The organism is uncultured Maribacter sp. (assembly GCF_947500405.1).
Lineage (GTDB): Bacteria > Bacteroidota > Bacteroidia > Flavobacteriales > Flavobacteriaceae > Maribacter_B.
Genome location: NZ_CANMRY010000002.1, coordinates 254,004 through 277,086, shown reverse-complemented (window position 1 = coordinate 277,086; position 23,083 = coordinate 254,004). Strand labels below are relative to the sequence as shown.

The window sequence follows — 23,083 nt, the reverse complement described above, 5'->3', positions numbered from 1 at the left end:
TTTCTATTTTACTTACTAATATTTTTCATTAACAATAAAGTGTATGAAAAAAGAAAAGAAAAAATTATTAAGAATTTAGGAAATAAATCTAGGTTATTTAGAAATACAATTCACATGACTTCAGCTGTAATAATTATTATTTTAATAAAATTACTTTTCTCGATGTCAACATATAAAAGAAACCTTAGAATAGAACTAGAAAAAGATTATTATGAAATACCTTATTAAAAAAATGGTGAATTATTGACTTATAAAGTAGAAAAAAACATGGTCATGTATTAGATAATAATATTCCTGGTTACCTCGAAAACTTTAAAAACCCCATTAGAGAAACCTTTGGTTTTGATCCAATTAAAGTACCTTATAAATTTAAATAATGTTATTAATCCAGCAAGGAGCATTATTTAACTTTACCTATACTATGCGCGATGTTTTTGAAGACTCTTTTAATGTACACCCTTAATACTCATCTAAATGCTCTGGGTATAAAAAGTTGTTGTACGGGAAACGGGTAACATGAATGTCTCTAACTTCATCATACACGCGTTTTCTAAACTCGTCTAAGTTTTCTTTATTTAGGGCAGATATAAAAAGCGCTCTATCTCCAACTTTTTGCATCCAAGTTTGTTTCCACTCTTTAATGGTAAAGTGTTTAGATGTCTTTTCTGTAATTAAATCATCATCATCAATTGTTTGGTGTTCATATTGGTCTATTTTATTAAAGACCATTATGGTTTTTTTATCAGCACTTTTAATTTCTGATAATATTTTTTGAACAGAGTCTATATGCTCTTCAAAGTTTGGATGGCTTATATCTACTACATGTAATAATAAGTCGGCCTCACGGACTTCATCTAAGGTGCTTTTAAAGCTTTCTACTAGTTGTGTTGGTAGTTTACGAATAAAACCAACAGTATCACTTAAAAGAAAAGGTAAATTACCTATAACTACTTTACGAACGGTGGTATCTAAAGTGGCAAAGAGTTTGTTTTCCGCAAAAACATCGCTCTTACTAATGACATTCATTAAGGTAGATTTTCCAACATTGGTATATCCTACTAAAGCTACCCGTACTAAAGCACCACGGTTACCACGTTGAGTTCCCATCTGCTTATCAATTTTTAACAGTTTCTTTTTAAGAAGGGTTATACGATCACGAACAATACGCCTATCTGTTTCTATCTCTGTTTCTCCAGGACCACGCATACCAATACCACCTTTTTGTCTTTCTAGGTGCGTCCAAAGGCCAGTTAATCGTGGTAATAAATATTCATATTGCGCTAATTCTACTTGTGTTCTAGCATAACTAGTTTGGGCGCGCTGTGCAAAAATGTCTAATATTAAGCTGGTACGATCTAGAATTTTGCAACGTAATTGTTTTTCAATATTTCTTTGTTGCCCAGGAGTAAGTTCATCATCAAAAATTACGGAACCTATTTTATTAGTTTCTACATAATTTTCTATCTCTTCCATTTTACCACTACCTATTAGTGTTTTAGGATTTGGCACATCAATCTTTTGCACAAAACGTTTTAATACTTCGCCACCAGCAGTATACGTAAGAAACTCTAGTTCATCTAGATATTCCTTTACTTTCTCTTCGTTCTGTTCTCTATTAATTACGCCTATTAGAACAGCCTTTTCATAGGCAATAGTCTTCTTTTCTATCATAAATTCTATAAAGTGTAAAATTACATAAATCTAATGTAGCTATTTTGTAAATTTATCGTCCTTATTTAAAATCATTACATTTTTCTTTAATATATGAAAGATAAAGAACAAGACCTATATACAATTGCATTTTATAATTTAGAGAATTTGTTTGATACTGTAGATGGAGAGCATACGTTAGATGATGATTTTACACCAGAAGGGTTTAAGAAATGGACGCCAAAAAGATATGCTAAAAAGTTATCACGTTTAGCAACGGTAATTTCTAAAATTGGGTACGATACTATAAAAAAACCACCAGTATTAATAGGTATTGCAGAAGTAGAAAATGAAAAGGTAGTTAAAGAATTAGTAGAAACAGAACCATTAAAGGATATTGGGTATGATTATGTGCATTATGATTCTCCAGATGAGCGCGGTATAGATACAGGGCTATTATTCTTAAAAGATAAGTTTGAAGTGTTATATTCTGAAGCAATTCCTTTGCTTATAAATAGTTTAAAAGGGGTTAGAGATACTACTAGAGATATTTTATATGTAAAGGGAAAATTAAATGGCGAACTGGTACATATTTTTGTTAATCATTGGCCGTCTAGAAGAGATGGAAGTAAGGAAACAGATTATAAGCGTATAGAAGCAGCACAAACAGTGCGTAAATATATGAGTACAATAGAAGAGGAAGAAATAGACCCAAACTATATTATAATGGGCGATTTTAATGACAACCCAACCTCTGATAGTATACAAACCTTGGTAAAAGATTCTACACTTTACAACCCCATGGAGAAGTTACATTCCCCAAACCATAGAGGTAGTACTAGTTACAGGAAAAACTGGAGTTTGTTTGATCAAATTATAATCTCTCATAATTTCTTTAATTATAAAAAGAACACCCATAGTTTTTCTGATGCAGATATTTTTGACGATACTTTTTTAACAGAATATAAGGGTAAGTTTAAAGGGAGTCCTTATAGAACTTTTGCTGGTAAAAAATATATAGGAGGGTACAGCGATCACTTTCCAGTGTATATACAATTAAAATTTAATTCGTAATATTATTCTTACGCATCGTTTTTTTGCACTTTCACAACATAAGCATTAAAACATATAGGTAGTTCATCGAAAACCGATTGTTTTTTAGTCTCTTTTTTTGTTTATAAAATATATTTGTAGTCCAAATCTTACAATATACTTATGAGCAATAAGCAACCTACTTGTCTATGGCTTTTTAAATTAGCTATGTGTTTTTCTTTTATTCTTTGTACGGTTGCTTTATCGGCTCAGAATAAAACGCAAAAAAATAAGATTGCTAAGGCTAATAATAGTACCCAATTAAGAAAAACTGTCTCAAAGTTAGAAAACCAATATGCTAAGAAGCAACAAAGAATAAAGACCTTAGCAAAACAGAATGGTTGGAAACTAAAAGAAGAATTACAAGATGGCACTTTTACCGAATTGTTAGATGTAGCTGAAGATGGTTCCCCAATATATTATACCACTTTTGCCGACCATGTAAGTGTTACTTCTAGGGCAAACTCTCTTTATGAAGATGGTTTATTACATTTAGGAATTACGGGAAAAGGAATGCAAGTAGGAGTGTGGGATGCTGGAATAGCACGTGGTACCCATACCGAATTTGATTCTAGAGTAACCATAGCAGATAATACCACAACAATAGGAACACACCCAACCATGGTAATGGGAACCTTGCTAGCATCTGGCAAAAAATCTAATGCAAAAGGAGTTGCTTTTGAGGCTACAGGAATAACTAGCGATTGGAGTAGGGATAAAATAGAAGTAGCAGAAGCTGCCGCAAACGGACTTTTATTATCTAACCATTCTTACGGTATAAAAACAGACCGTGTACCAGATTGGTATTTTGGTTCTTACCTAAGAGTAACTAAAGATTGGGATAATATAATGTATAACGCTCCTTATTATTTAATGGTTACTGCAGCAGGAAATGCTCAAAAGTCTGGTAATAATAGCCAGCCAATAGCAGAAGCAGTTGGTAAAGGATATGACATGCTTTTAGGGTTTGCAACCTGTAAAAATGGAATTACAGTTGCTGCTGCAGATGCCAAAATTAATAGTAATGGCGATCTAACAAAAGCATCAGTAGCATCGTATAGTAGTTTTGGTCCTGTAGATGATGGCAGAATAAAACCAGATATTGCTGGTAGTGGAACCAATATTTTTGCAGCTTATTCTAGTAGCGATACTAGTTATAATTCTTCTACGGGCACTTCTATGGCAACGCCAGGAATAACAGGTTCTATGCTTTTATTGCAACAGTACCATGAAAAATTATATGGTTCTTTTATGAAAGCAGCAACCTTAAAAGGATTGGTATTACATACTGCAGATGATGTAAATGAGGCCGGACCAGATTACCAAATGGGATGGGGAGTAATGAATACAAAGAGAGCAGCAGAGGTATTATTAAATAAAGAGTATAAAAGTTATATTATAGAAGAAAGTTTATCGCAAGGAGAAACCTATTCCTTAACAGTGACAATACCAGAAGGAGAGCAACTACTAGCATCTATTTCATGGACAGACCCAGCATCGAGCTTTATTAATAGAGATATTGTAAATAATACACAAGCAGCATTAGTAAACGATTTGGATATTAGAATTTCTCAAAATTCAGGCATTTACTACCCTTGGAAACTTAGTGCTGCAAACGTAACGCAAGCAGCAAAAAAAGGAGATAATAAAGTAGATACTTTTGAACGTATAGATATTAATAACGGTAGTGGAGAATATACTATTACAATTTCCCATAAAGGAGAACTTACCAATGGTTTACAAAACTTTTCTTTAATAGTTTCTGGTGTTGCAGTTACAGAATGTAGTGTTACAGCTCCTGCTAATTTAAAAGTAGAGGGAAATGAAGATAAAGCATTTTTACATTGGGATGCAATTCCAGATGGGTTATATGAAATACAATATAAAGAGGTTAAAGAATCTAGTTGGATTACAAAATATACCAATGAGAATATTTTTGAAATGCCTGATTTAGAGATAGGTGTATCTTATGAAATGCGTTTACGTACTTTTTGTAATGAAAATGTGGCATCGGAATATAGTTTAGTCTATTCCTTTACTTTTAATGGAGAAACTACGGTTTTAGATGAAATTTTGGAAGCACATAGTGTTCATGATTTAAGTATTTCTATTTACCCAAACCCTTCTACAGATATTATTAAAATAAATGGAGAGAAAGAAGAGGATAGTCACTTTCAGATAATTTCTACAGCAGGTTTAGAAGTAGAACATGGTAACGTGCCAGAGGAGGGGATACCAGTTTCTAACTTATCTTCTGGGATGTATATTTTAGTTATTGATTCTTCTAAAGGAATGTCTACCACTAAATTTTATAAAGATTAAATTCGCTTAATTTCAGAATCTACAAGAAGCTCATCATTGCGTAAACGTAGAAAAACTTGGGCTGTAGTAATAACATCTAACTCGCAATAGGTGCAAATACGATCTATATCCTTGTCTTTATAAAACACTTCGCGAACCATACTGCCATCAATATCTTCTTTAGGAGATGGAATTCCTAAAACATTTGCCATAAGTTTAAGTGATGTAAAATGTTTGTAATCGCCAAATTTCCACAATTCCATAGTATCTAAATGGGCAATTTCCCATGGTTTCTTGCCAAACATATTTAGTTTATAAGGTAAATTAATACCATGTATTATCATTCTGCGCGCTATATAAGGAAAATCGAACTCTTTACCATTGTGCCCGCATAACATGTGTTTTGGCCCACTGAAATGAGAAACTACTAAATTTTTAAATTCTTTTAAAAGAACAGCTTCTTCCCCATGAAAAGTAGTAACTCTAAAAGTTCTTATATCTCCTTTGAAATTAAAATACCCAACAGATATACAAACAATTTTACCAAACTCTGCCCAAATACCTGCTCGCTCGTAAAATTCCTCTGCGGTATACTCATCTTTTCGTTGGTATCTAGATTTTTGTTCCCAAAGTTCCTTTTTATCGTCCTCTAAATTGCCAAAATGCTCTTGTTCTGGAACAGTTTCAATATCTAAGAAAAGTATATAGTCTAAGTTTAATTTTTGTAGCATAAATTAATTTTCTTTTAGGAATAGAAAAGCTTTAAAACTATCAAACAATATATCTTTATCATTTGAAACTCTAAAACTTAGTTCAGATAAATACATTTTAATTTGCATACTATTGTTACTAATCTCTATAGTAAAATTGGTTGCATCTAAATTATTTAGATTTGGCCCTTGTCCAATAAACGTACTAAGTTTATTTTTAATAGGAATTTCTATAGTATTAAGGCTATCTTTTTTTGATGTAACATGCATCTTTAAAGTCTTCATATTTAGAATTATGTCATATTCTCCAGCATTCACCGTTTTATTGGTGTTGTAATAGTTTAAATACGTAAAATAATCATAATCTTCTATTGGTGCAGAAAACTTATTATTACTGTAATGATTTCTATAATAGTATATATTTTTTGACTCTAATTTATCTACAGTATTAGTATCTACTTTAATGGCAAGTTTTTCCCAGATTTTGTGTTTGTTTAAATAGCCAACCGTATTACCTTCCTCCCTTTCTTCTCTAAAGTCTTCTATATTTAATTGGGTAACAGCGTTTAAGTTTGTTACTTTTTTTCGTTTTTCTAAAAAGGTTAAAATAGATTTTAGTTGGTATAATTCTGATTGGCTTGCAACATTATTATTTTCTTTTACTTTATTAAATATTTCCTCGAATTGCCTTGTTTGGCTAGCGTTTGCAACACTATGCGCTCCCCAAAAACCAAAGGAAGAAAAAATTGCAATTGCAAATAAAGAAATAGGGATTGTTCTTAATGCTTTTTTCTTGCTAAGTAATACATATACTATCATGGCAACATTCCAAATAGCAATTGCTAGTACAAAATACCTATTTTCTGTAATTCCATAATCATTAATCCTCCTAAAAATAGCAACAAAGAGTAATATGTTTAACGGAATTAATAAGAAGTAAAACCAAGGAAAAAACCTATTAATTGTCCATGATTTTATATTTTTTTGAATGGGGTTTATTATTATTTGAATTACATATCCTAAAACAGATAGTGCAATTACTAAATAGGAAACCCAACCTTTAGGTAATTTCCATTCTATAACAATTTTGGCACTATATGCATATAATATTAATAGGTAAAGAATAACTAACGGTATTAATATATATTTAACCAATACTTCAATTGCTTTGTTAAATTGTATGGTAGTATTCTGTATTACATTTTTAGGAAAATCTGCTAAATAAATCCATGTATTTACAATACCAATACAAAATATAAAGAGCTGCCCGTATCTTTCTCCTTTAATTGTAATATCAAAAAGAGCATCAATAGCAACTAAAGCTAAAACTAATCCTAAGAAAAGAATACCTGAAAAAAACAGACTTCTAGTTATAGCTACCCCTGTTAGGTTTAAGTAATTCCAATAGGCATTTTTATCCCATTTAACTAGGAATGGAGCAAAAAGCACAAATAAATGCCCTGCAATAAGGTAAAGGAAAAATCTAGTAAGGTATATTGGGTTTTGTGTATAATGGTATACACTAGGGTAGTACCAGTAAAAAAGACCTAATAGAGCAAGGACAACTACTTTTAACCAGAGCCATTTTTTCTTGTTCTTAAATTGTTCTACAAAAAATTGAATACCAATTAGCCAGCTTATGCCTAAGCTTAGGGTTAGTAATACACTAGATTTGTCCTCAAATAAATCTAACGAAGAATCTCCTATAATACTTATACAATATAAAGAGCCTAGAATAGACCATACTAATGTAATAGGAAAACGTTTAAAAGCACTTTCTGCTTTAGTGGTAATTTCTGTTAAAGATGGTATTTTCATTATATTAAAAATAATGGTTTCAGTAACAAATTTACGGTTACTGTTAGGTTTAAAACACCCTGTTTACAGTTGTTTTAAATATGTTTGTTTATATGTAAATAAACTAGGTAGTCGGTTTTTAGTTTTTTAAAACCTATTGCTAATTACTAAAACTTCTTTTTTTGATGTTTTAGTATCGATGAAAAGTAAAAACTCCATTCTGTTAGTAGCTATAAGGGTTTAAAACCAACTAATTGGTTTGTAATAATTAAAAAATATTGCTTTCTTTTCTGCTTGTTTTCTATAAAATGTAAGATAAATCTCTTTAATCAAATAAGAAAAAAATATAATTTATACAATAATATGGTTGTAAGGCGTTTTATAGAACTCAATAATAAACCAAAATTATAACCATGAACTATTTTTTTAAATTACCATTAACTTTTTTATTACTTATTCTTTTTACTGCTTGTTCAGAAGAGGATGCAAATGTTGAAGATAAACTTGCAGATGTAGACCTTTTAATTGGCGAATGGAACTTTGTTTCTGAACATTCATATTATTGTGATACGGATGAAATTGAAACTTCAAGACCTGGAGATGCCGATATTATTAACACCTATACTTTTAAAGCAGATGGCACTTATATTGAAATAGAAGATGGTGAGTTTTCTGAAAGCGGTGAGTGGAAAAAAAATGAGGATGGCACGTATAAAATTACACCTTTAGAAGATGCTTATGAAGATGATTTAGAAGCTTATGATATTAAGTCTGAATTTGATGGAAAGGATGTTTTAAAATGGGGAATATACGGTTGCGAGGATAATGATTCGGATACCTATGTATATGCTAAATACGAAAGAAAATAAGCGTATTTCAGAATGTAAACATCTATAAGTTTTATATATAAAGAGTTTAGTTTCTTTTTCTATTTTAATTAGAAAAGTCACTAAACTCTTTTTTATTTATTACTGTTAAAATAAAGAAGTCTGTTTTGAAGGACTTTCTAATTCTAATAGCCATTTTTTACGGTGTAAACCACCTGCATAACCAGTTAAAGAACCATCACTACCAATTACTCTATGACATGGCACTACAATCCAAAGCGGATTTTTGCCATTTGCAGCTGCCACAGCACGTATTGCTTTTGGGTCTCCTAAGGTTTTAGATAAATCCATGTAGGAAATTGTTTTTCCATAGGGTATATCTTCTAAAGCTTTCCAAACCTTTTTTTGAAAACTAGTTCCTTCAGGATTTAAGGTTAAATTAAAGACTTTGCGTTCTTCTTTAAAATATTCGTTAAGTTGGTACACAGCATCTTCTAAAACTTCTGGTATAACAGTGGTAAGAGGAACATCAGAATTTAGAACAATAATAGAGGCAATACCATTTTCATTGCCTATTATTTTAGCAATACCTAATGGAGTTTTAATAAATGCCTCTTCCATTTTTACTCTAACTTAGTATTTTCTTCAATAATACCAATTTCTTTAGCTCTGGTTTCCCATTTTTTTCTGGCTAAGAGCTGTAGGTCTGCAACATTATCACTTTCATCCATAATTTCTAAGCCCAAAAGTGTTTCAATTAAATCTTCTAATGTTACTAAACCACTAACAGAACCATATTCATCTACTACCAAAGCTATATGTTCTCTTTTTGCGATAATAATATCAAAGAGTTGTGGTATAGGAGTATCTCTTTTGGCAATTAAAATATCTCTTTTTATCTCAGATAAAGGAATATCATCATTATCATTTATTATCTCTTCAAGTATAGTGTCTTTAAGTACAAACCCTGTAATATTATCTACTTTTTCACTAAATACAGGGATACGAGAAAATCGTAATTTAGGATTTTCATCAAAAAAAGACCGAATGGTTTTTTGTTCTGATGCAATTTTCATAACAGCCCTAGGTGTCATTATATCTTTTACAAGAACTTCATCAAAACGCAATAAGTTTTTTATAATAGTAGATTCTGATTTTTGAAAAACCCCTTCTTCATGAGCAATATCTGTCATTGCAGTAAAATCTTCTCTACTTAAAACGCTGCCATGATGTCCTTTGCCACCAACTAATTTTGTAAATAACTGTAAAATCCACAATAGACCTGTCCATTTTAGAAATAATACCATTATTTTAAGAGACTTTGCAGAAAAATTAGCAAGTTGTCTCCAATAGGTTGCGCCAATAGTTTTAGGAATAATTTCTGAAGCAATTAAAATAAGTAAGGTCATTATGGTAGAAACTACACCAACCATAAGTTCTTCTGAGAATTGTATTCCAAAGAAAGACTGTTTTACAGAGCCATACATTTCTTGGTAAGCAACTTTTGCTTGTACACCAACTAATATTGCACCAACAGTATGGGCAATTGTATTAATGGTAAGTATTGCAATAAGTGGTTTGTCTACATCTTTTTTAAGTTCCTCTAGAGTAGAAGCAAATGCTTTTCCTTCTTTTTTCTTTACGGTAATAAAAGTAGGCGTAATACTTAATAATACCGCTTCGAGAATAGAACACAGAAAAGAAAAGAAAATAGATATTAAAGCATAAAATATAAGAAGTGCCATGAATAGTGTTTAAGGTATAAAAATACGGATAAATATAATAGTGTTTATTTTTTTGGTAGCAGTTAATTAATTGCAATTGCTTTTATAAATCACAATAATAAGGCAATTTTATAATCATGCGAACAGAATAAATCATATACGATTCATTGTAATATATTGTTTATAAGTATTATTGAATACTTTGGTAGTGATTTTTTATTTTTAGTATAATACCAAAAAGTATTAAGTGCTATTTTTTTTAGCTTAATAGTTTTACTGCATCTTTAGCAAAATAGCTAGCAATAATATTTGCTCCAGCTCTTTTAATTGCAATTAGTTGTTCCATCATAACAGCATCATGATCTAGCCACCCTTTTTCTGCTGCAGCTTTAAGCATAGCATATTCACCAGAAACTTGGTAAACAGCAACAGGTACATCTACTTCGTTCTTAATTTCACGAACAATGTCTAAGTAACATAAACCTGGTTTTACCATTACAATATCGGCACCTTCATCAATATCCATTTGGGTTTCTCTAATGACTTCAAACCTATTAGAATAATCCATTTGGTAGGTTTTTTTATTTTTTGGAATATTTTTATTGTCTACTGGAGCAGAATCTAATGCATCTCTAAAAGGACCATAAAAGGCACTAGCGTATTTTGCACTGTAGCTCATTATTCCAGTATTGGTATACCCTTCATCTTCTAAGGCTTCTCTAATGGTTAGTATTCTACCATCCATCATATCACTTGGTGCAACAAAATCTGCTCCAGCTTCTGCATGAGAAACACTCATTTCTGCAAGAACTTCGGAAGACTCATCATTTAATATTTGTCCGTTTTCAACAATACCATCATGACCGTACATAGAAAATGGATCTAAAGCAACATCGGTCATTACCAACATTTCTGGACAAGCATCTTTTACCGCTTTTACGGCACGTTGCATTAGTCCGTCTGGATTTAAGGCTTCCGTTCCTTTATTGTCTTTTAGGTTATCTGGAACTTTTGCAAAAAGTAACACCGCGCAAAGTCCCATATTCCATAGTTCTTTTACCTCTTTTTGTAAATTTTCTAAGCTTAAGTGATATTGCCCGGGCATGGACGGAATTTCTTTTTTTATACCTTTTCCTTCCACAACAAATAGTGGCACTAGAAAATCATCCGGAGTTATTATGGTTTCACGAACTAACCTGCGAACAGCTGCATTACTACGTAATCTTCTATTTCTTATAAGTGGGTACATAATTTTCTTAAATAGTATTTTATATTACAAAGAAAAGAAAAACGGCAATAGAATTGTGGTTTACGCCAATATTATTGGATTGTAAAACGTTGTTTGTCTACATTTATGCTAATATTTGCCTTTAAAATCCTTTTGTAATTGATACTTAGCTTTACGTCTTTATCTTTTAAATTTCCTTGGCGAACGTATCAAGCAGCGTTTTTAGCGCATTTTGAAGCACATATTACAGATAATCATCTACATGTTATTGCACCTCCAGGTTCAGGAAAAACACTCTTAGGATTAGAAATAGTTAGGCAATTAAACCAAAAAACATTGGTTTTGGCACCAACCTTAACTATTCGTAACCAGTGGGAAAATAGATTGCAAGAGTTTTTTGTTGGTCAAGAGCCTTTTACGGCGTTCTCTTTTGCAGTCTCTAAGCCTTCAGACATTACTTTTAGTACATACCAAGGATTACATGCGTTTTTTAAAAAGCAGGAATCGCAAGAGGCTTTTATTCGTTTTTTTAAAAAACAAGGGATACAAACATTAGTTTTAGATGAAGCACACCACTTAAAAAATGAATGGTGGAAATGTTTACATATTTTAAAACAAGAGTTAAACCTAACTATAGTTGCATTAACAGCAACGCCGCCTTATGATAGCGGTAGTACAGAGGTAGAACGTTATTTTGATTTATGTGGTCCAATTGATGATGAAATTGCGGTGCCAGATTTAGTAAAAGAGGGCGATTTATGTGCACACCAAGATTTTGTACATTTTTCTTTACCAGAGGATAGTACTATAAACTACATTTATGAGTTTCGACAAAAAGTAGCACAATTATTAGAAGATTTACAGGCTGATGCTGATTTTAGAAAGCTAATACAAAACCATCGTTTTCTACACCAGACCGAAACGTATTTAGAAGATATTTATCAAAACCCTACTTATTTCTCGGCTTTACTTATCTATTTGCAAAGTGTACATATACCTATTGCAACGGATAAATTAGAGGTTTTAGGCTTTGATAAAGAAGAGTTGGTGGATTTCCCTGCCTTAACAACACATTGGTTGCGTATACTTCTTAATCACTTATTTTTTCAGGATAGAGAAAACCTACAAGAGTATGAAGTTTTCTTAAAACAGTGGGAAAAGAAATTGCGAAAACTAGGGGTTTTAAAAACCAAAAGGATTGATTTAATAGGTTCCGAACTCTTTTACCAAACCCTTTCTACAAGTGCTAGTAAGTTAAATAGTATCGTGGCAATTGCAGAATCTGCGCAGAGAGATTTAGGAACAGAATTGCGTACGGTTGTTTTAACAGACTATATCCGAAAAGAATATTTAAATACGAAAGAAAATGAGGTTTCCAAGATTAACAAATTAGGGGTTCTGCCCATATTTCATAAGCTTAAGACATCTAATGTCAACAAAAAAACAATTGGTATATTAACTGGAAGTCTAGTTGTTATTAGCACAAATGCTAAAACAGAATTGTTGGAAAGGTATCCGCAAGTAAAATTCAATTTTTCTGTATTGGAGTCTGATGCTGATTTTGTAATTCTACAAACTGTCACTTCTGAAAATACTACTGTTGTAGAGATACTAACTGAATTATTCCAAGACGGAATTATTAATATACTAATTGGTACAAAATCTCTTTTAGGTGAAGGTTGGGATGCTCCAGCTATAAACACATTAATCTTGGCATCTTTTGTAGGTTCTTTTGTTTCTTCTAACCAAATGAGAGGAAGAGCCATTCGTTCCCAACAAGGAAACCCAAATAAAACTGCTGTTATTTGGCATTTAGCTTGTATAGACCCAACCGATGAAAATAAAGGAAAGGATTATGAGACCTTAACTAGGCGTTTTGATGCTTTTATGGGAATTTCTAAAGAAAACCCTGTATATATAGAAAGTGGGTTAGATAGATTGTCTGTTTCCAATATGGATACCGAGGAAGAAATTTCTAAAGCAAATGAAGAGGCTTTATTAGCATCCGCTAACAGACCAAAGATTAAAAGCAAATGGCAAGAAGCGGTATTAAATGGTACTGGTTTACAGAGAGAGATAAAAAAGTATCATAGAAGTAAAAAACCTTTTATAGAACAAAAGAAACTACTTTATAAGGATATGGTTGCCTATAGTTTTGTTGAAATAGTTGCGATGCTTACTTTTTTCTTACCAGAGTTTTTGCTTAAGAATATGACCGTTCTTTTAACAAGAGGTTGGTTACAATTTATTTATGCATTACTATCTGCCTTTGTGTTTGGATTTGGTATAAAAACCTATAAAGCCATAAAGCTTTATATAACTTATGGAAAAATACATAAGCATGTTGGCAAAATGGGTTGGGCAATAGTAGATACCATGAAAGATTTAGGGTATATAAGTACCTCAAAAGCAAAACTGCAAGTGGAAACTAATTTAGATACTTATGGTACAATTTCGTGTATGCTATTAGGAGCCACAAATTATGAAAGCTCTGTTTTTATAACTGCTTTAGAAGAGGTTTTAGCACCTATAGAAAACCCTAGGTATTTATTACTAAGAAAACATTGGTTTAAAAAGCAACTAGGTATAGAAAGCTTTTATGTAGTACCTACTATTTTTGGTGATAAAAAAGAAAGGGCACTACTCTTTTTAAAGCATTGGGAGAAAAATATGTACAGTGCCCAATTAATTTATACCAGACAAAAAACTGGTAGAGCCATATTACTTAGAGCACGTATTTTGCATATTACCAATACCGAAGATAAACCAACTAAAAAAGCAGTAATCTGGAAGTAGTAATGTTAGTTGTTTTTAAGCATTTCTTGCTTACAACGAATTTGCTTTTCTAGTGCGCTATCTAAAAAATGTTTTTCCCAAAGCTTTATATCTTTTCTAATTTTTATTGGGTTTTGGTCTTTATCTAGATACTTTTTTATGGATTTTATTATAGGGTCACTATCGCCTGATATTTTTAGAATAGATTTTTCGCCGGGGATAGTATAATCTCCTTCATAATCATAACAAGAAACTAAAACGGCATCTCCAACTTTTAAGTCTAAACCATTAAAGCAGTCTGTTTTAAAATAATTCTGATTGGTATATTTATTACCACCTATATCTTTAATTTTATATACTTGTTCTAACTTTATAATTCCGTCTTGCGAAGTGTATAAGGGGCCAGCTTCATCTGTTGGTTCTTTTAATTGGGTAACTACACCTCTAAAAACTAAGGAAAGTTCTGTACTACATTCTCCAATAAAAGGACCAGATTCTGGCCACCAATACGTATAACCAGCGGTTAGTGTGTCTGGAGTAAAGAGTACCTTAATATCACTCTTTCCTTTTTTTCTGGAGTTGCATGAAAATGAAAAAAGCATAACAAAAAATAAATGGAAAAGAACAAAGAACTTAATTTTATTATTCAAATTTTTCCTATAAATTTGTAACCAATGTGTAAGGTTGTGTAACATGGGTATAAAGGATTATTATTCACTTTCTGAGGCTTCAGAAATTATTGGTAAAAGTAAAGAAACTTTACGAAGATGGGATAAAGAAGGAAAACTTAGTGCAGTTAGGGAACCTATTAGCAACTACCGGGTTTATAAAAAGGAACAATTAAATACTTTTCTTGAATTATTTTCTGATAAAATAGATGAGAAAACTGATAATTCAATAGCTCCATTAAAAGAATACAAGGTTTTGGAACTTTTTGCAGGAGCAGGAGGTTTAGCAATTGGTTTAGAAAAAGCAGGAATTAAATGTGTAGCTCTAAATGAAATTGATAAATGGGCGTGCCAAACATTACGTAAAAATAGACCAAAATGGAATGTTTTAGAAGGCGATATAAAATCTTTCTCTTTTCATAAATATAAAGAAGAAGTTGATATAGTTACTGGTGGTTTTCCTTGTCAGGCTTTTAGTTATGCTGGTAAGAAATTAGGTTTAGAAGATGCTCGCGGTACATTGTTTTACGAATTTGCAAGAGTTATAAAAGAAGTTAACCCGCCAATTTGTATTGGTGAAAATGTAAAGGGTCTTTTATCACATGAAAAAGGAGAAACTCTCAAAGGAATGATTTCAATTTTAGATGAAATAGGCTATAATGTTGTTCCCGTTGAAGTTTTAAAAGCGATAAACTATAAAGTTCCACAAAAAAGAGAAAGGCTAATTCTTGTTGGTATAAGAAAAGATATTGATATAGCTTACGAATATCCAAAGAAGCATAGAAAAGTTTACAATTTAATTGATGCTTTAAAAAAGGGAGAATTATATAGTTCTGATGTTCCGAAGTCTCTTGGATCAAAGTATCCTAAACATAAAGAAGAAATATTAAAAATGGTGCCTCCAAAAGGATATTGGAGAGATTTACCTATTGCTATTCAAAAATCTTATATGGGTAAGAGTTTTTATTTGGGAGGAGGAAAAACAGGAATGGCAAGAAGAATTGGTTGGGATGAACCTAGTTTAACGCTTACATGTAGCCCTGCTCAAAAACAAACCGAAAGATGCCACCCAGATGAAACAAGACCATTTACAGTAAGAGAGTATGCTAGAATACAAACTTTTCCAGATAGCTGGGAGTTTAGTGGTTCGGTTTCACAGCAATATAAGCAAATTGGAAATGCAGTACCTTGTAACTTAGGTCAAGAATTAGGATATTCTATTATTAAATTTTTGAATAACTATTATTCAAAATTAAATAATTCTGAGTATTTTATTTCTGATGCTAATAGCTCTAATCCTTCATTAAAAAAATCTTCAGTGTCTAAAGAAGAAATAGTATTATCTAATTCTTGAACTAGTTTGTTATAAAAGTTAGGGAAACCAGTTATTCTATGCTAAAAGTCTTTTCCTATTACAACAGGGAATTGTTGGTTAATTTTGCTATAATGTTGGCTTAATTGGCTCTCTTCACCATATAAGACACCTAATATTAAATCTGAATTATTCATCGCTAGAGAATTTGTTCTAGCTAAATTGGTAACTGTTGTAAATTTTTTTAATAAAGGAGAAACATCTTCCGAGTTTATTGTATTTGGACCAGACTTTAATTGACACCATTTTTTTCTACCATCAATTTTATCAATAAATTCAATATCCATTCCTTTAATTAAAGAGCCTTCAGCTAATTTTAAAGCTACAAACATATTCTGTATTCGTGTCCCAAAAGAGGTGTTTATAGACGTTCCAAGAACGCGGGGGTAATAAAGTGCCTTTGCAATACCAATTGGTGTAAAATCTTTTTCTAGTATTTTGGATAAATATTTTACTACAATAGGATTTATTTTATAAGATTTTAATTTGGAGTGTGTTTTAATAGAGCTCGATTTATGATTTTCAAAAATATTAGACCTAAAATATTCTGTAACAATTTTTAGTAACTCTACTTCTTCCATGTTTTCAAAGATATGTTTTTTCAAAAATTTTCTTCCCTTGTAGTACGTTTAAATATTTGATGAGATTTTGTCTGCTAACCCCAAATATACCCAATGCTTATTTTCTTTTACAAAGGCCGATTTTTCATTTAGAACATTAACTTTTCCATTTTCGTAATAATACGCATTAAAAGTTACAGTCCCTTTAGTATCTTTTTCAGCTCCTTTGGTTGTTTCTAAAACTTCTAACTTAATCCAATTAACAGACTTTGCCCAGGCAATAATTGCTTTTTTATCTTTAGTTGACCTGGTAGAAGAATGGTGACTTTGCATTAAATAGTCTCCGTTTGCCATAACAAATGCAGAATATCTGGAACGCATTAATTGCTCTGCCGTTTTTGCTTTTAATATATTGTTATGTAGTATATTACAGAACATCGTATATGATTTTTCGCTACCGCAAAAACAATTCTTTCCCATTAATTATCTTTTGCTTTTTCTTGGCTTAGCTTTACAATAGCTTTTAGCCGTTCTTTTCTAGTCTCCTGTTCTTTTTTAAGTTTATTCTTTTTACGGTTCATTAACTTAGTATGCTTTGCTTTGTTTACCGTATTTTTTTCTTTTCCTTTTTTAGCCATAATCTAGTTTTAAACCCAATCTTTTGGATTTGCTAAAACCTGAAGTAATTTTTCTTCTTCACTTCCCTTTTCTGGGTGATGGTTATAATGCCATTGTACATGCGGTGGAAGACTCATTAATATACTTTCTATACGTCCGTTGGTGCGTAAACCAAATAAAGTTCCTTTGTCATGCACCAAATTAAATTCTACATAGCGGCCACGCCTAACCTCTTGCCAGTCTCTTTGTTCTTTAGTATATGGTAAATCTTTTCTTTTTATAACAATTGGTATATATGCCTCTAAAAAACTATTGCCAACTTCGGTTACAAAGTTATACCAGTCTTGCATAGCCATAGTATCGGTTGCTTTACAATAATCAAAAAATAAGCCTCCTAAGCCTCTTGCTTCATTACGGTGTGCGTTCCAAAAATAGGTATCACATCGTTCTTTATATTTTTTATGAAATGTTGGGCTATGTTTATCACAAGCTGTTTTGCATGTTTTATGAAAATGAATAGCGTCTTCCTCAAATAAATAATAGGGTGTAAGGTCTTGACCACCACCAAACCATTGATCTACAATGTTACCTTGTTTGTCATACATTTCAAAATAACGCCAATTAGCATGCACTGTTGGTACCATTGGGTTTTTAGGGTGTACTACTAAACTAAGTCCACAAGCAAAAAAATCGGCATCTTTAACACCAAAATAGTTTTGCATGCTTTCTGGTAAAGCACCATGCACTGCAGAAATGTTTACACCACCTTTTTCAAAAACAGCTCCGTTTTCTATAACACGTGTTCTACCACCACCGCCTTCTGGTCTTTTCCAAAGGTCTTCTTTAAATGTAGCAACACCATCTACTTCTTCTAATTTAGTAGTTATAGTGTCTTGTAGTTGTTGAATATAGGCGTAGAAAGTATCTTTCATATATCAGGAATATTTATAGGCGGGTTTTTATTTTGTGGCTTATAAAGTAATAATACTTCAATTAGCACTAAAAAGCAATAATAGATTAGTCCAAAACAAATAGAAATATGTGGCGTGTCTATAAACACACCACCGGATGTTTTTGCGGCATTATAACCAGAAAGCTCTAAGTACTCTTCATGTAATCCCAGTTCCGGAATGGAATTCATATTAAATACGATTACAAAAATTAATATAAAATATATAATTGCAGCTAAAACAGAAGTTAATATTGCTCTATTTTTTAAAGCCGGACTTACATCTGAAAATGCAAAACGCATACGATTAAATATAACTACTAAGTAAGCTATTAATATAGTATTATTCTCTGTTGCAGCATTAAAAGCAAGTGCAAAAAGACCATACACTGGAAATAATACATATAAAGATATTTTTCTAGGCATTACAGCCATAAAAACACCAGAGTGGACCATGATAAACTCAAAAGCCATTAGAGCTGCCAATGCAGAAACAGTAGAAGCATCATTTATAGTTGGATTACTCCAAATTTTATAAAATTGGTAGGCTATTAAAAGGTTAATTAGGATACCTAAATATTCAAATTGGCGATCATATTTTTCAATTATCTGCATTAGTTTATTGAATTGTAATATCTTTTGTATAGCGCGTTTGTATTCCGTAGAGTACAGATATACTATACAAATTGTTATAGATAGTATGTTTTAAAAGTTTTCATTCAATTCCCTTAACATTTCAATAGTATTTATATACCTCACGTTAAATTGATTGCAAACTTCAGGGATTTTAATTCGATTCCTTCTATTTGGCTCGCTTTTTTCATAAGTAACTATTGTCCATCCATTACTCATGGCAAAAGCGACTAACCAAGGGTCTGCTAAATCTGTTGCAAGAAATTCTTGTTGAGCACGTTCAGTAAAATGACTAGAATTTACCCAATTCACAATAGATATATAATTGTTTAATACAGAGTCAGTATTTATAAAAAAATCATTTGGAAGATTATCTCCGCACCAAATCTTTAATTCATCTTGATGAGAAGCATTATCAAAAATTTCTTTTTTAACCTTATCAATACTTACTATGGTACCATTCATTGCAAGGGCATTAATTTTCACCCAAAAACTTTGAACTACATCTAGTGGGTAAATAGAGCGGTGTGCTTGAATAAAAAAGTTGGAATCTACAATGAATTTACTCATGCTTGATATAAGTATTCATTGATAAATTTCTCATAGGTGTTTCCTTTCAAGCTTGTCAATCTATATGCATCTCGATAAAGAAGGGTATTCTCTTTTACAGCACTATTAACATAGCTTGCAAACCTAAGACTTATTCTTTTTTTTGCAGTTGCATAAAAATTTCCTCCAGAACTTTGATTGTCCTTTTTATTTAGATATTCGGAGATATAATCGTTGTAGAATTGAAAAAAAGATGGTTTAGATAACAATTTTAAGTCAAGAGCTCGTCTAGCAATAACGATAGGGCTAACTTTAAAAACTCTACTAAGATGTTTAATGTTTTGGGTACTCTTCCATTTTTCTTTGAAAAATATTTCTGGAACCAGGAATTCAGCAGCTACTTTATCACAGAATTTCTCAATAGGGTCGTCAGCTGGTAGCATTTGTTTATTATCAAAACCGGCACTTTCTCCTAACCATATATGAGCAAGTTCATGTATCAATGTAAACATTTGCGCAGCTTTTGCATCAGCAGAATTAATAAAAAGAAATGGACTTTTGTTGTTTACTATTACAAACCCTCTGCATTCATCAACAGGAATTTTTCTTCTAGTATTATTACCAACTATTCCATTAAAATTCACAATTATTCCAATCTCTTCAATTTGTAATGTTAAATAATCTAATGCCTGTTCCCAAGTACCAAGTTTACTTGCCCAATTTACAGTCAGATTAAGAGTATTACGAATATCATTTACAACTTCTTTATAATTAGAATTCACATTATACTTCCCTATAAATTCTAAGTCTGGATATTCACTCTCTTGAAGATAATTAGTTAGCCAATTCTGCCTTTCCTTTATAATCTGAATTGTATGATATACGTTTAAGGAAACCTTTTCTCTTTTAGAATCTCCTGTCCTAAAAAAAGGAATTGGAATTTCTTCTTGGGGCGGTTGATTGAGAAACATATATCCAAATGGGACATGTACCTTATGTGTAAAATCTTCTAATTGCTTGATTGTAGGTTTTTTCGTTCCTGCAACCCACTCAGCAACAGAAGGGTTGTTAAGATAAAATTCATCCAATTCATTCCCTGCCCGAGTAATAGCCCAGTTTATTAAATCAGAGTTTATATTTTCTATTCTCGTAGACATTAAGCAAATATAATTTTTTTATTTAAACTCAAGACTAACCATTACTTACAACGTTCGTATAACTCCATATCTAACGAATCTTCATTAGGAGGAGTATGTTCTTTAGGTAACGTTTTTTGCCATGTAAAGTTACATTTTAAAGCAACCTTTATACTTGCGGTATTTGTTTCATGTACTATTATTTGCAGCGTTTGTAATGCTTTTTGGCTAAAAGCCCATTTTGTTAAAACCGTAATGGCTTTACTTGTAATACCTTGCCCTTCATAATTATACCCAATACAATAGGCTAATTCTCCTTGTTTAGTTTTCCAATTTAGTTCTTTTAAATAAATTATACCGATTATGTTTTTTTCTAAATTACTTCGGAGAATAAATAGGTACTCTTGGTTGTTTTGAAACTCTTTTACTTTTTTATTTGTAAAAATAATAGCTAGTTCTGGAGTTACATTTGCTGCTAATGTTACAGGGAAATAGCGTTTTAATCTATCCGAATTAGAGGTAACAAAATCGCATAAACCCCAAGCGTGTTTTTCTTGTATTGGTTCTAGGTAATAAGAATCAAAATTCAAGTCCACTAGATTTAATGTTTTTGATTTTCTAAAATAGCTACAGTTTGTTTAGAAGCTGCTGTTACGGATAGAGGTAAGACTAAAATAATTCCGATAACAGGAATTAAAAGAAATAACATAAACACAATACCATTACCAATAGCAAACCCTTTATTCTTTTTTACAAATTGAATACTTTCTTTATACTTAAAATGACGTTCTAAGGTATAATCCATATTACCAAAACCTGCATAATATGCTTGAACCAAAAATATTAAAACAGTAGAAGCAATACCAATTACAGGAATAAAGCCTATGATTAGAAGCGGAATAGTAAACAAAATCTCTTTCCAAAGATTTCTTAAGTTTATTCTAACACCTCTCCAAAGTTGGTCATTAAAAGAAGTTTTTCTATGCTCGTGGTTTGTATTTTTTGTAAAATGCGCTTCAATTTTTTCGGATACAGGACTCATAAAAGGAGCAGATAATGCCATTACAATATGCTTATAAAGTACAAGTCCAAGGAGAATTACCGTTGCGCCACCAACAAAGTTACTTATAGAGGTAAAAGTTTCTTTTCCCCAATCCCATATCCAAATCTTGGAGATAAAAGCGCCAATATCGTCCGCAAGTGTATAGCTAGTAAAACCAATAGAAATGGCTGTTACAACACTAATACCAATGGGTATAAAAAAATATTTCCACAATTTTAGTTGTGCAATAAGTTTAAAAGAATTGGCGTAAGAAGTAATGCCTTTTAAAATGTTTTTTATCATAATTAGATATAATAATACAAAAAATAGGCAAAAGAAAAGAGTACTATTCTTTATACTCTTTTACGGCATCTATAAATGCTTTTGTGTTTTCTAATGGTATGTTAGGTAAAATTCCGTGGCCTAGATTTACAATGTATTTATCTTTACCAAACTCAGTGATCATTTGGTGTACCATCTTTTTTATTTCCGCTGGCGGTGATAATAAACGAGAAGGGTCAAAGTTCCCTTGTAGTGTAATATTTCCTCCGGTTAAGTAGCGAGCATTACGTGCAGAACATGTCCAATCTACCCCTAATGCAGAGGCGCCAGATTTTGCCATATCATTTAAGGCAAACCAACACCCTTTACCAAAAGCAATTACAGGAGCTTCTTCTTTAAGTGCATCTATAATTTGTTGTATGTATTGCCAAGAAAATTCTTGATAATCTGTTGGCGAAAGCATTCCTCCCCAAGAATCAAACACTTGTACCGCATTAACTCCTGCTTTTACCTTTTCTTTAAGGTAAGCAATAGTAGTATTGGTTATTTTTTGCAATAGAGAATGTGCTACCACAGGTTGTGTAAAGCAAAGCTCTTTAGCTTTATCAAAGTTTTTACTTCCTTGTCCTTGTACACAATAGCATAAAATAGTCCATGGAGAACCAGCAAAACCAATTAAAGGAATTTCATCATTTAATTTTTCTTTAGTCATTTTTATAGCATCCATAACATAGCCAAGGGTGTCTTGAATATCTGGAACAATAACACTGTCTAAATCTTTTTGCGAACGAATAGGGTTTGGTAAATATGGGCCAAAATTTGGTTTCATTTCTACCTCAATATTCATTGCCTGCGGTATTACTAAAATGTCAGAAAACAAAATAGCAGCATCCATACCATATCTACGTATAGGTTGTACTGTAATTTCGGAAGCTAGTTCTGGAGTTTGGCAACGGGTAAAAAAGTCATATTTAGCTTTAATTTCCATAAACTCAGGAAGGTAACGCCCTGCTTGTCTCATCATCCAAACTGGTGGCCTTTCTACAGTTTCTCCTTTTAATGCTTTTAGAAATAAGTCGTTCTTCATATTATATACTGCTATTGGTTTCTTGCTATTGGCTAATGGCCTTTAGCTTTTTGCTTTTAGCTATTTTTAATTATAGTAATTGG

General features: G+C 31.7%; 22 protein-coding genes. 5 read left to right on the top strand and 17 right to left on the bottom strand.

Features of this window, described 5'->3' with window-relative positions:
- Positions 1-459: 459 nt before the first annotated feature.
- A complete protein-coding gene (gene hflX, locus Q0945_RS03380; RefSeq protein WP_299430779.1) occupies positions 460-1,671 on the bottom strand; it encodes a GTPase HflX in 1,212 nt (403 codons plus the stop codon).
- A gap of 93 nt (positions 1,672-1,764) precedes the next feature.
- Here hflX and Q0945_RS03375 point away from each other — a divergent pair, with 93 nt between their 5' ends.
- Together Q0945_RS03375 and Q0945_RS03370 are read left to right on the top strand one after the other, a co-directional pair.
- The gene (locus tag Q0945_RS03375; RefSeq protein WP_299430777.1) at positions 1,765-2,724 is read left to right on the top strand and encodes an endonuclease; all 960 of its coding nucleotides are present in this window, start codon (positions 1,765-1,767) and stop codon (positions 2,722-2,724) included.
- A gap of 141 nt (positions 2,725-2,865) precedes the next feature.
- Positions 2,866-5,064 carry a S8 family serine peptidase gene (locus Q0945_RS03370; RefSeq protein ID WP_299430775.1) on the top strand — a complete coding sequence of 733 codons (2,199 nt, stop codon included), beginning with the start codon at positions 2,866-2,868 and terminating at the stop codon, positions 5,062-5,064.
- Here the strand turns inward: Q0945_RS03370 and Q0945_RS03365 are convergent.
- Entirely contained in the window at positions 5,061-5,774 is a 714-nt protein-coding gene (locus tag Q0945_RS03365; RefSeq protein WP_299430773.1) for a 3'-5' exonuclease, read from the bottom strand. The two genes, Q0945_RS03370 and Q0945_RS03365, sit on opposite strands and share 4 nt — an antisense overlap.
- A 3-nt stretch (positions 5,775-5,777) precedes the next feature.
- Positions 5,778-7,571: a DUF4153 domain-containing protein gene (locus Q0945_RS03360; protein WP_299430771.1), complete on the bottom strand. Its 1,794-nt coding sequence runs from the start codon at positions 7,569-7,571 to the stop codon at positions 5,778-5,780.
- A 392-nt stretch (positions 7,572-7,963) separates the two neighbouring features.
- Between Q0945_RS03360 and Q0945_RS03355 the strand changes: the two genes are divergently transcribed.
- On the top strand, positions 7,964-8,419 hold the full coding sequence (locus Q0945_RS03355; RefSeq protein ID WP_299430769.1) for a hypothetical protein: 456 nt from the start codon (positions 7,964-7,966) through the stop codon (positions 8,417-8,419).
- 105 nt (positions 8,420-8,524) lie between these two features.
- Here Q0945_RS03355 and Q0945_RS03350 read toward each other — a convergent pair whose 3' ends face one another.
- The 3 genes from Q0945_RS03350 to hemB form a co-directional block, all read right to left on the bottom strand.
- Entirely contained in the window at positions 8,525-8,998 is a 474-nt protein-coding gene (locus Q0945_RS03350; RefSeq protein WP_299430767.1) for a methylated-DNA--[protein]-cysteine S-methyltransferase, read from the bottom strand.
- Positions 8,999-9,000: 2 nt separating this feature from the next.
- Positions 9,001-10,122: a CNNM domain-containing protein gene (locus Q0945_RS03345; protein ID WP_299430765.1), complete on the bottom strand. Its 1,122-nt coding sequence runs from the start codon at positions 10,120-10,122 to the stop codon at positions 9,001-9,003.
- Positions 10,123-10,360: 238 nt separating this feature from the next.
- A complete protein-coding gene (gene hemB, locus Q0945_RS03340) occupies positions 10,361-11,350 on the bottom strand; it encodes a porphobilinogen synthase (protein ID WP_299430763.1) in 990 nt (329 codons plus the stop codon).
- A 138-nt stretch (positions 11,351-11,488) separates the two neighbouring features.
- Here hemB and Q0945_RS03335 point away from each other — a divergent pair, with 138 nt between their 5' ends.
- Positions 11,489-14,125, top strand: a complete 2,637-nt coding sequence (locus Q0945_RS03335; RefSeq protein ID WP_299430761.1) for a DEAD/DEAH box helicase family protein — start codon at positions 11,489-11,491, stop codon at positions 14,123-14,125.
- Between the two features lie 5 nt (positions 14,126-14,130).
- Here Q0945_RS03335 and Q0945_RS03330 read toward each other — a convergent pair whose 3' ends face one another.
- The gene (locus Q0945_RS03330; RefSeq protein WP_299430759.1) at positions 14,131-14,706 is read right to left on the bottom strand and encodes a hypothetical protein; all 576 of its coding nucleotides are present in this window, start codon (positions 14,704-14,706) and stop codon (positions 14,131-14,133) included.
- A gap of 91 nt (positions 14,707-14,797) precedes the next feature.
- Here Q0945_RS03330 and dcm point away from each other — a divergent pair, with 91 nt between their 5' ends.
- Positions 14,798-16,126: a DNA (cytosine-5-)-methyltransferase gene (gene dcm, locus Q0945_RS03325; protein WP_299430757.1), complete on the top strand. Its 1,329-nt coding sequence runs from the start codon at positions 14,798-14,800 to the stop codon at positions 16,124-16,126.
- A 41-nt stretch (positions 16,127-16,167) separates the two neighbouring features.
- On the opposite strand, the gene Q0945_RS03320 is transcribed toward dcm, so the two are convergent.
- The 10 genes from Q0945_RS03320 to hemE form a co-directional block, all read right to left on the bottom strand.
- Complete coding sequence (locus tag Q0945_RS03320) at positions 16,168-16,749, bottom strand: PmeII family type II restriction endonuclease (protein ID WP_299430755.1); 582 nt, start codon at positions 16,747-16,749, stop codon at positions 16,168-16,170.
- 24 nt (positions 16,750-16,773) lie between these two features.
- Positions 16,774-17,142, bottom strand: a complete 369-nt coding sequence (locus Q0945_RS03315; RefSeq protein WP_299430753.1) for a YchJ family metal-binding protein — start codon at positions 17,140-17,142, stop codon at positions 16,774-16,776.
- Between the two features lie 41 nt (positions 17,143-17,183).
- Entirely contained in the window at positions 17,184-17,342 is a 159-nt protein-coding gene (locus tag Q0945_RS03310; protein WP_299430748.1) for a hypothetical protein, read from the bottom strand.
- Between the two features lie 9 nt (positions 17,343-17,351).
- Positions 17,352-18,254 carry an oxygen-dependent coproporphyrinogen oxidase gene (hemF, locus tag Q0945_RS03305; protein WP_299430746.1) on the bottom strand — a complete coding sequence of 301 codons (903 nt, stop codon included), beginning with the start codon at positions 18,252-18,254 and terminating at the stop codon, positions 17,352-17,354.
- Positions 18,251-18,886 carry a hypothetical protein gene (locus Q0945_RS03300; RefSeq protein ID WP_299430744.1) on the bottom strand — a complete coding sequence of 212 codons (636 nt, stop codon included), beginning with the start codon at positions 18,884-18,886 and terminating at the stop codon, positions 18,251-18,253. The genes hemF and Q0945_RS03300 overlap by 4 nt, the downstream gene beginning before the upstream one ends.
- 90 nt (positions 18,887-18,976) lie before the next feature.
- Positions 18,977-19,474, bottom strand: coding sequence for a DUF4411 family protein (locus Q0945_RS03295; RefSeq protein WP_299430742.1), 498 nt, complete (start codon positions 19,472-19,474; stop codon positions 18,977-18,979).
- Positions 19,471-20,610, bottom strand: a complete 1,140-nt coding sequence (locus tag Q0945_RS03290) for an ImmA/IrrE family metallo-endopeptidase (protein WP_299430740.1) — start codon at positions 20,608-20,610, stop codon at positions 19,471-19,473. The genes Q0945_RS03295 and Q0945_RS03290 overlap by 4 nt, the downstream gene beginning before the upstream one ends.
- A 41-nt stretch (positions 20,611-20,651) precedes the next feature.
- Positions 20,652-21,185 (bottom strand): GNAT family protein, encoded by a 534-nt coding sequence (locus Q0945_RS03285; protein ID WP_299430738.1) that lies wholly within the window; start codon positions 21,183-21,185, stop codon positions 20,652-20,654.
- Positions 21,186-21,190: 5 nt separating this feature from the next.
- Positions 21,191-21,934 (bottom strand): EI24 domain-containing protein, encoded by a 744-nt coding sequence (locus Q0945_RS03280; RefSeq protein WP_299430736.1) that lies wholly within the window; start codon positions 21,932-21,934, stop codon positions 21,191-21,193.
- A gap of 43 nt (positions 21,935-21,977) precedes the next feature.
- Positions 21,978-23,000 carry a uroporphyrinogen decarboxylase gene (gene hemE / locus Q0945_RS03275; RefSeq protein WP_299430734.1) on the bottom strand — a complete coding sequence of 341 codons (1,023 nt, stop codon included), beginning with the start codon at positions 22,998-23,000 and terminating at the stop codon, positions 21,978-21,980.
- Between the last annotated feature and the right edge of the window lie 83 nt (positions 23,001-23,083).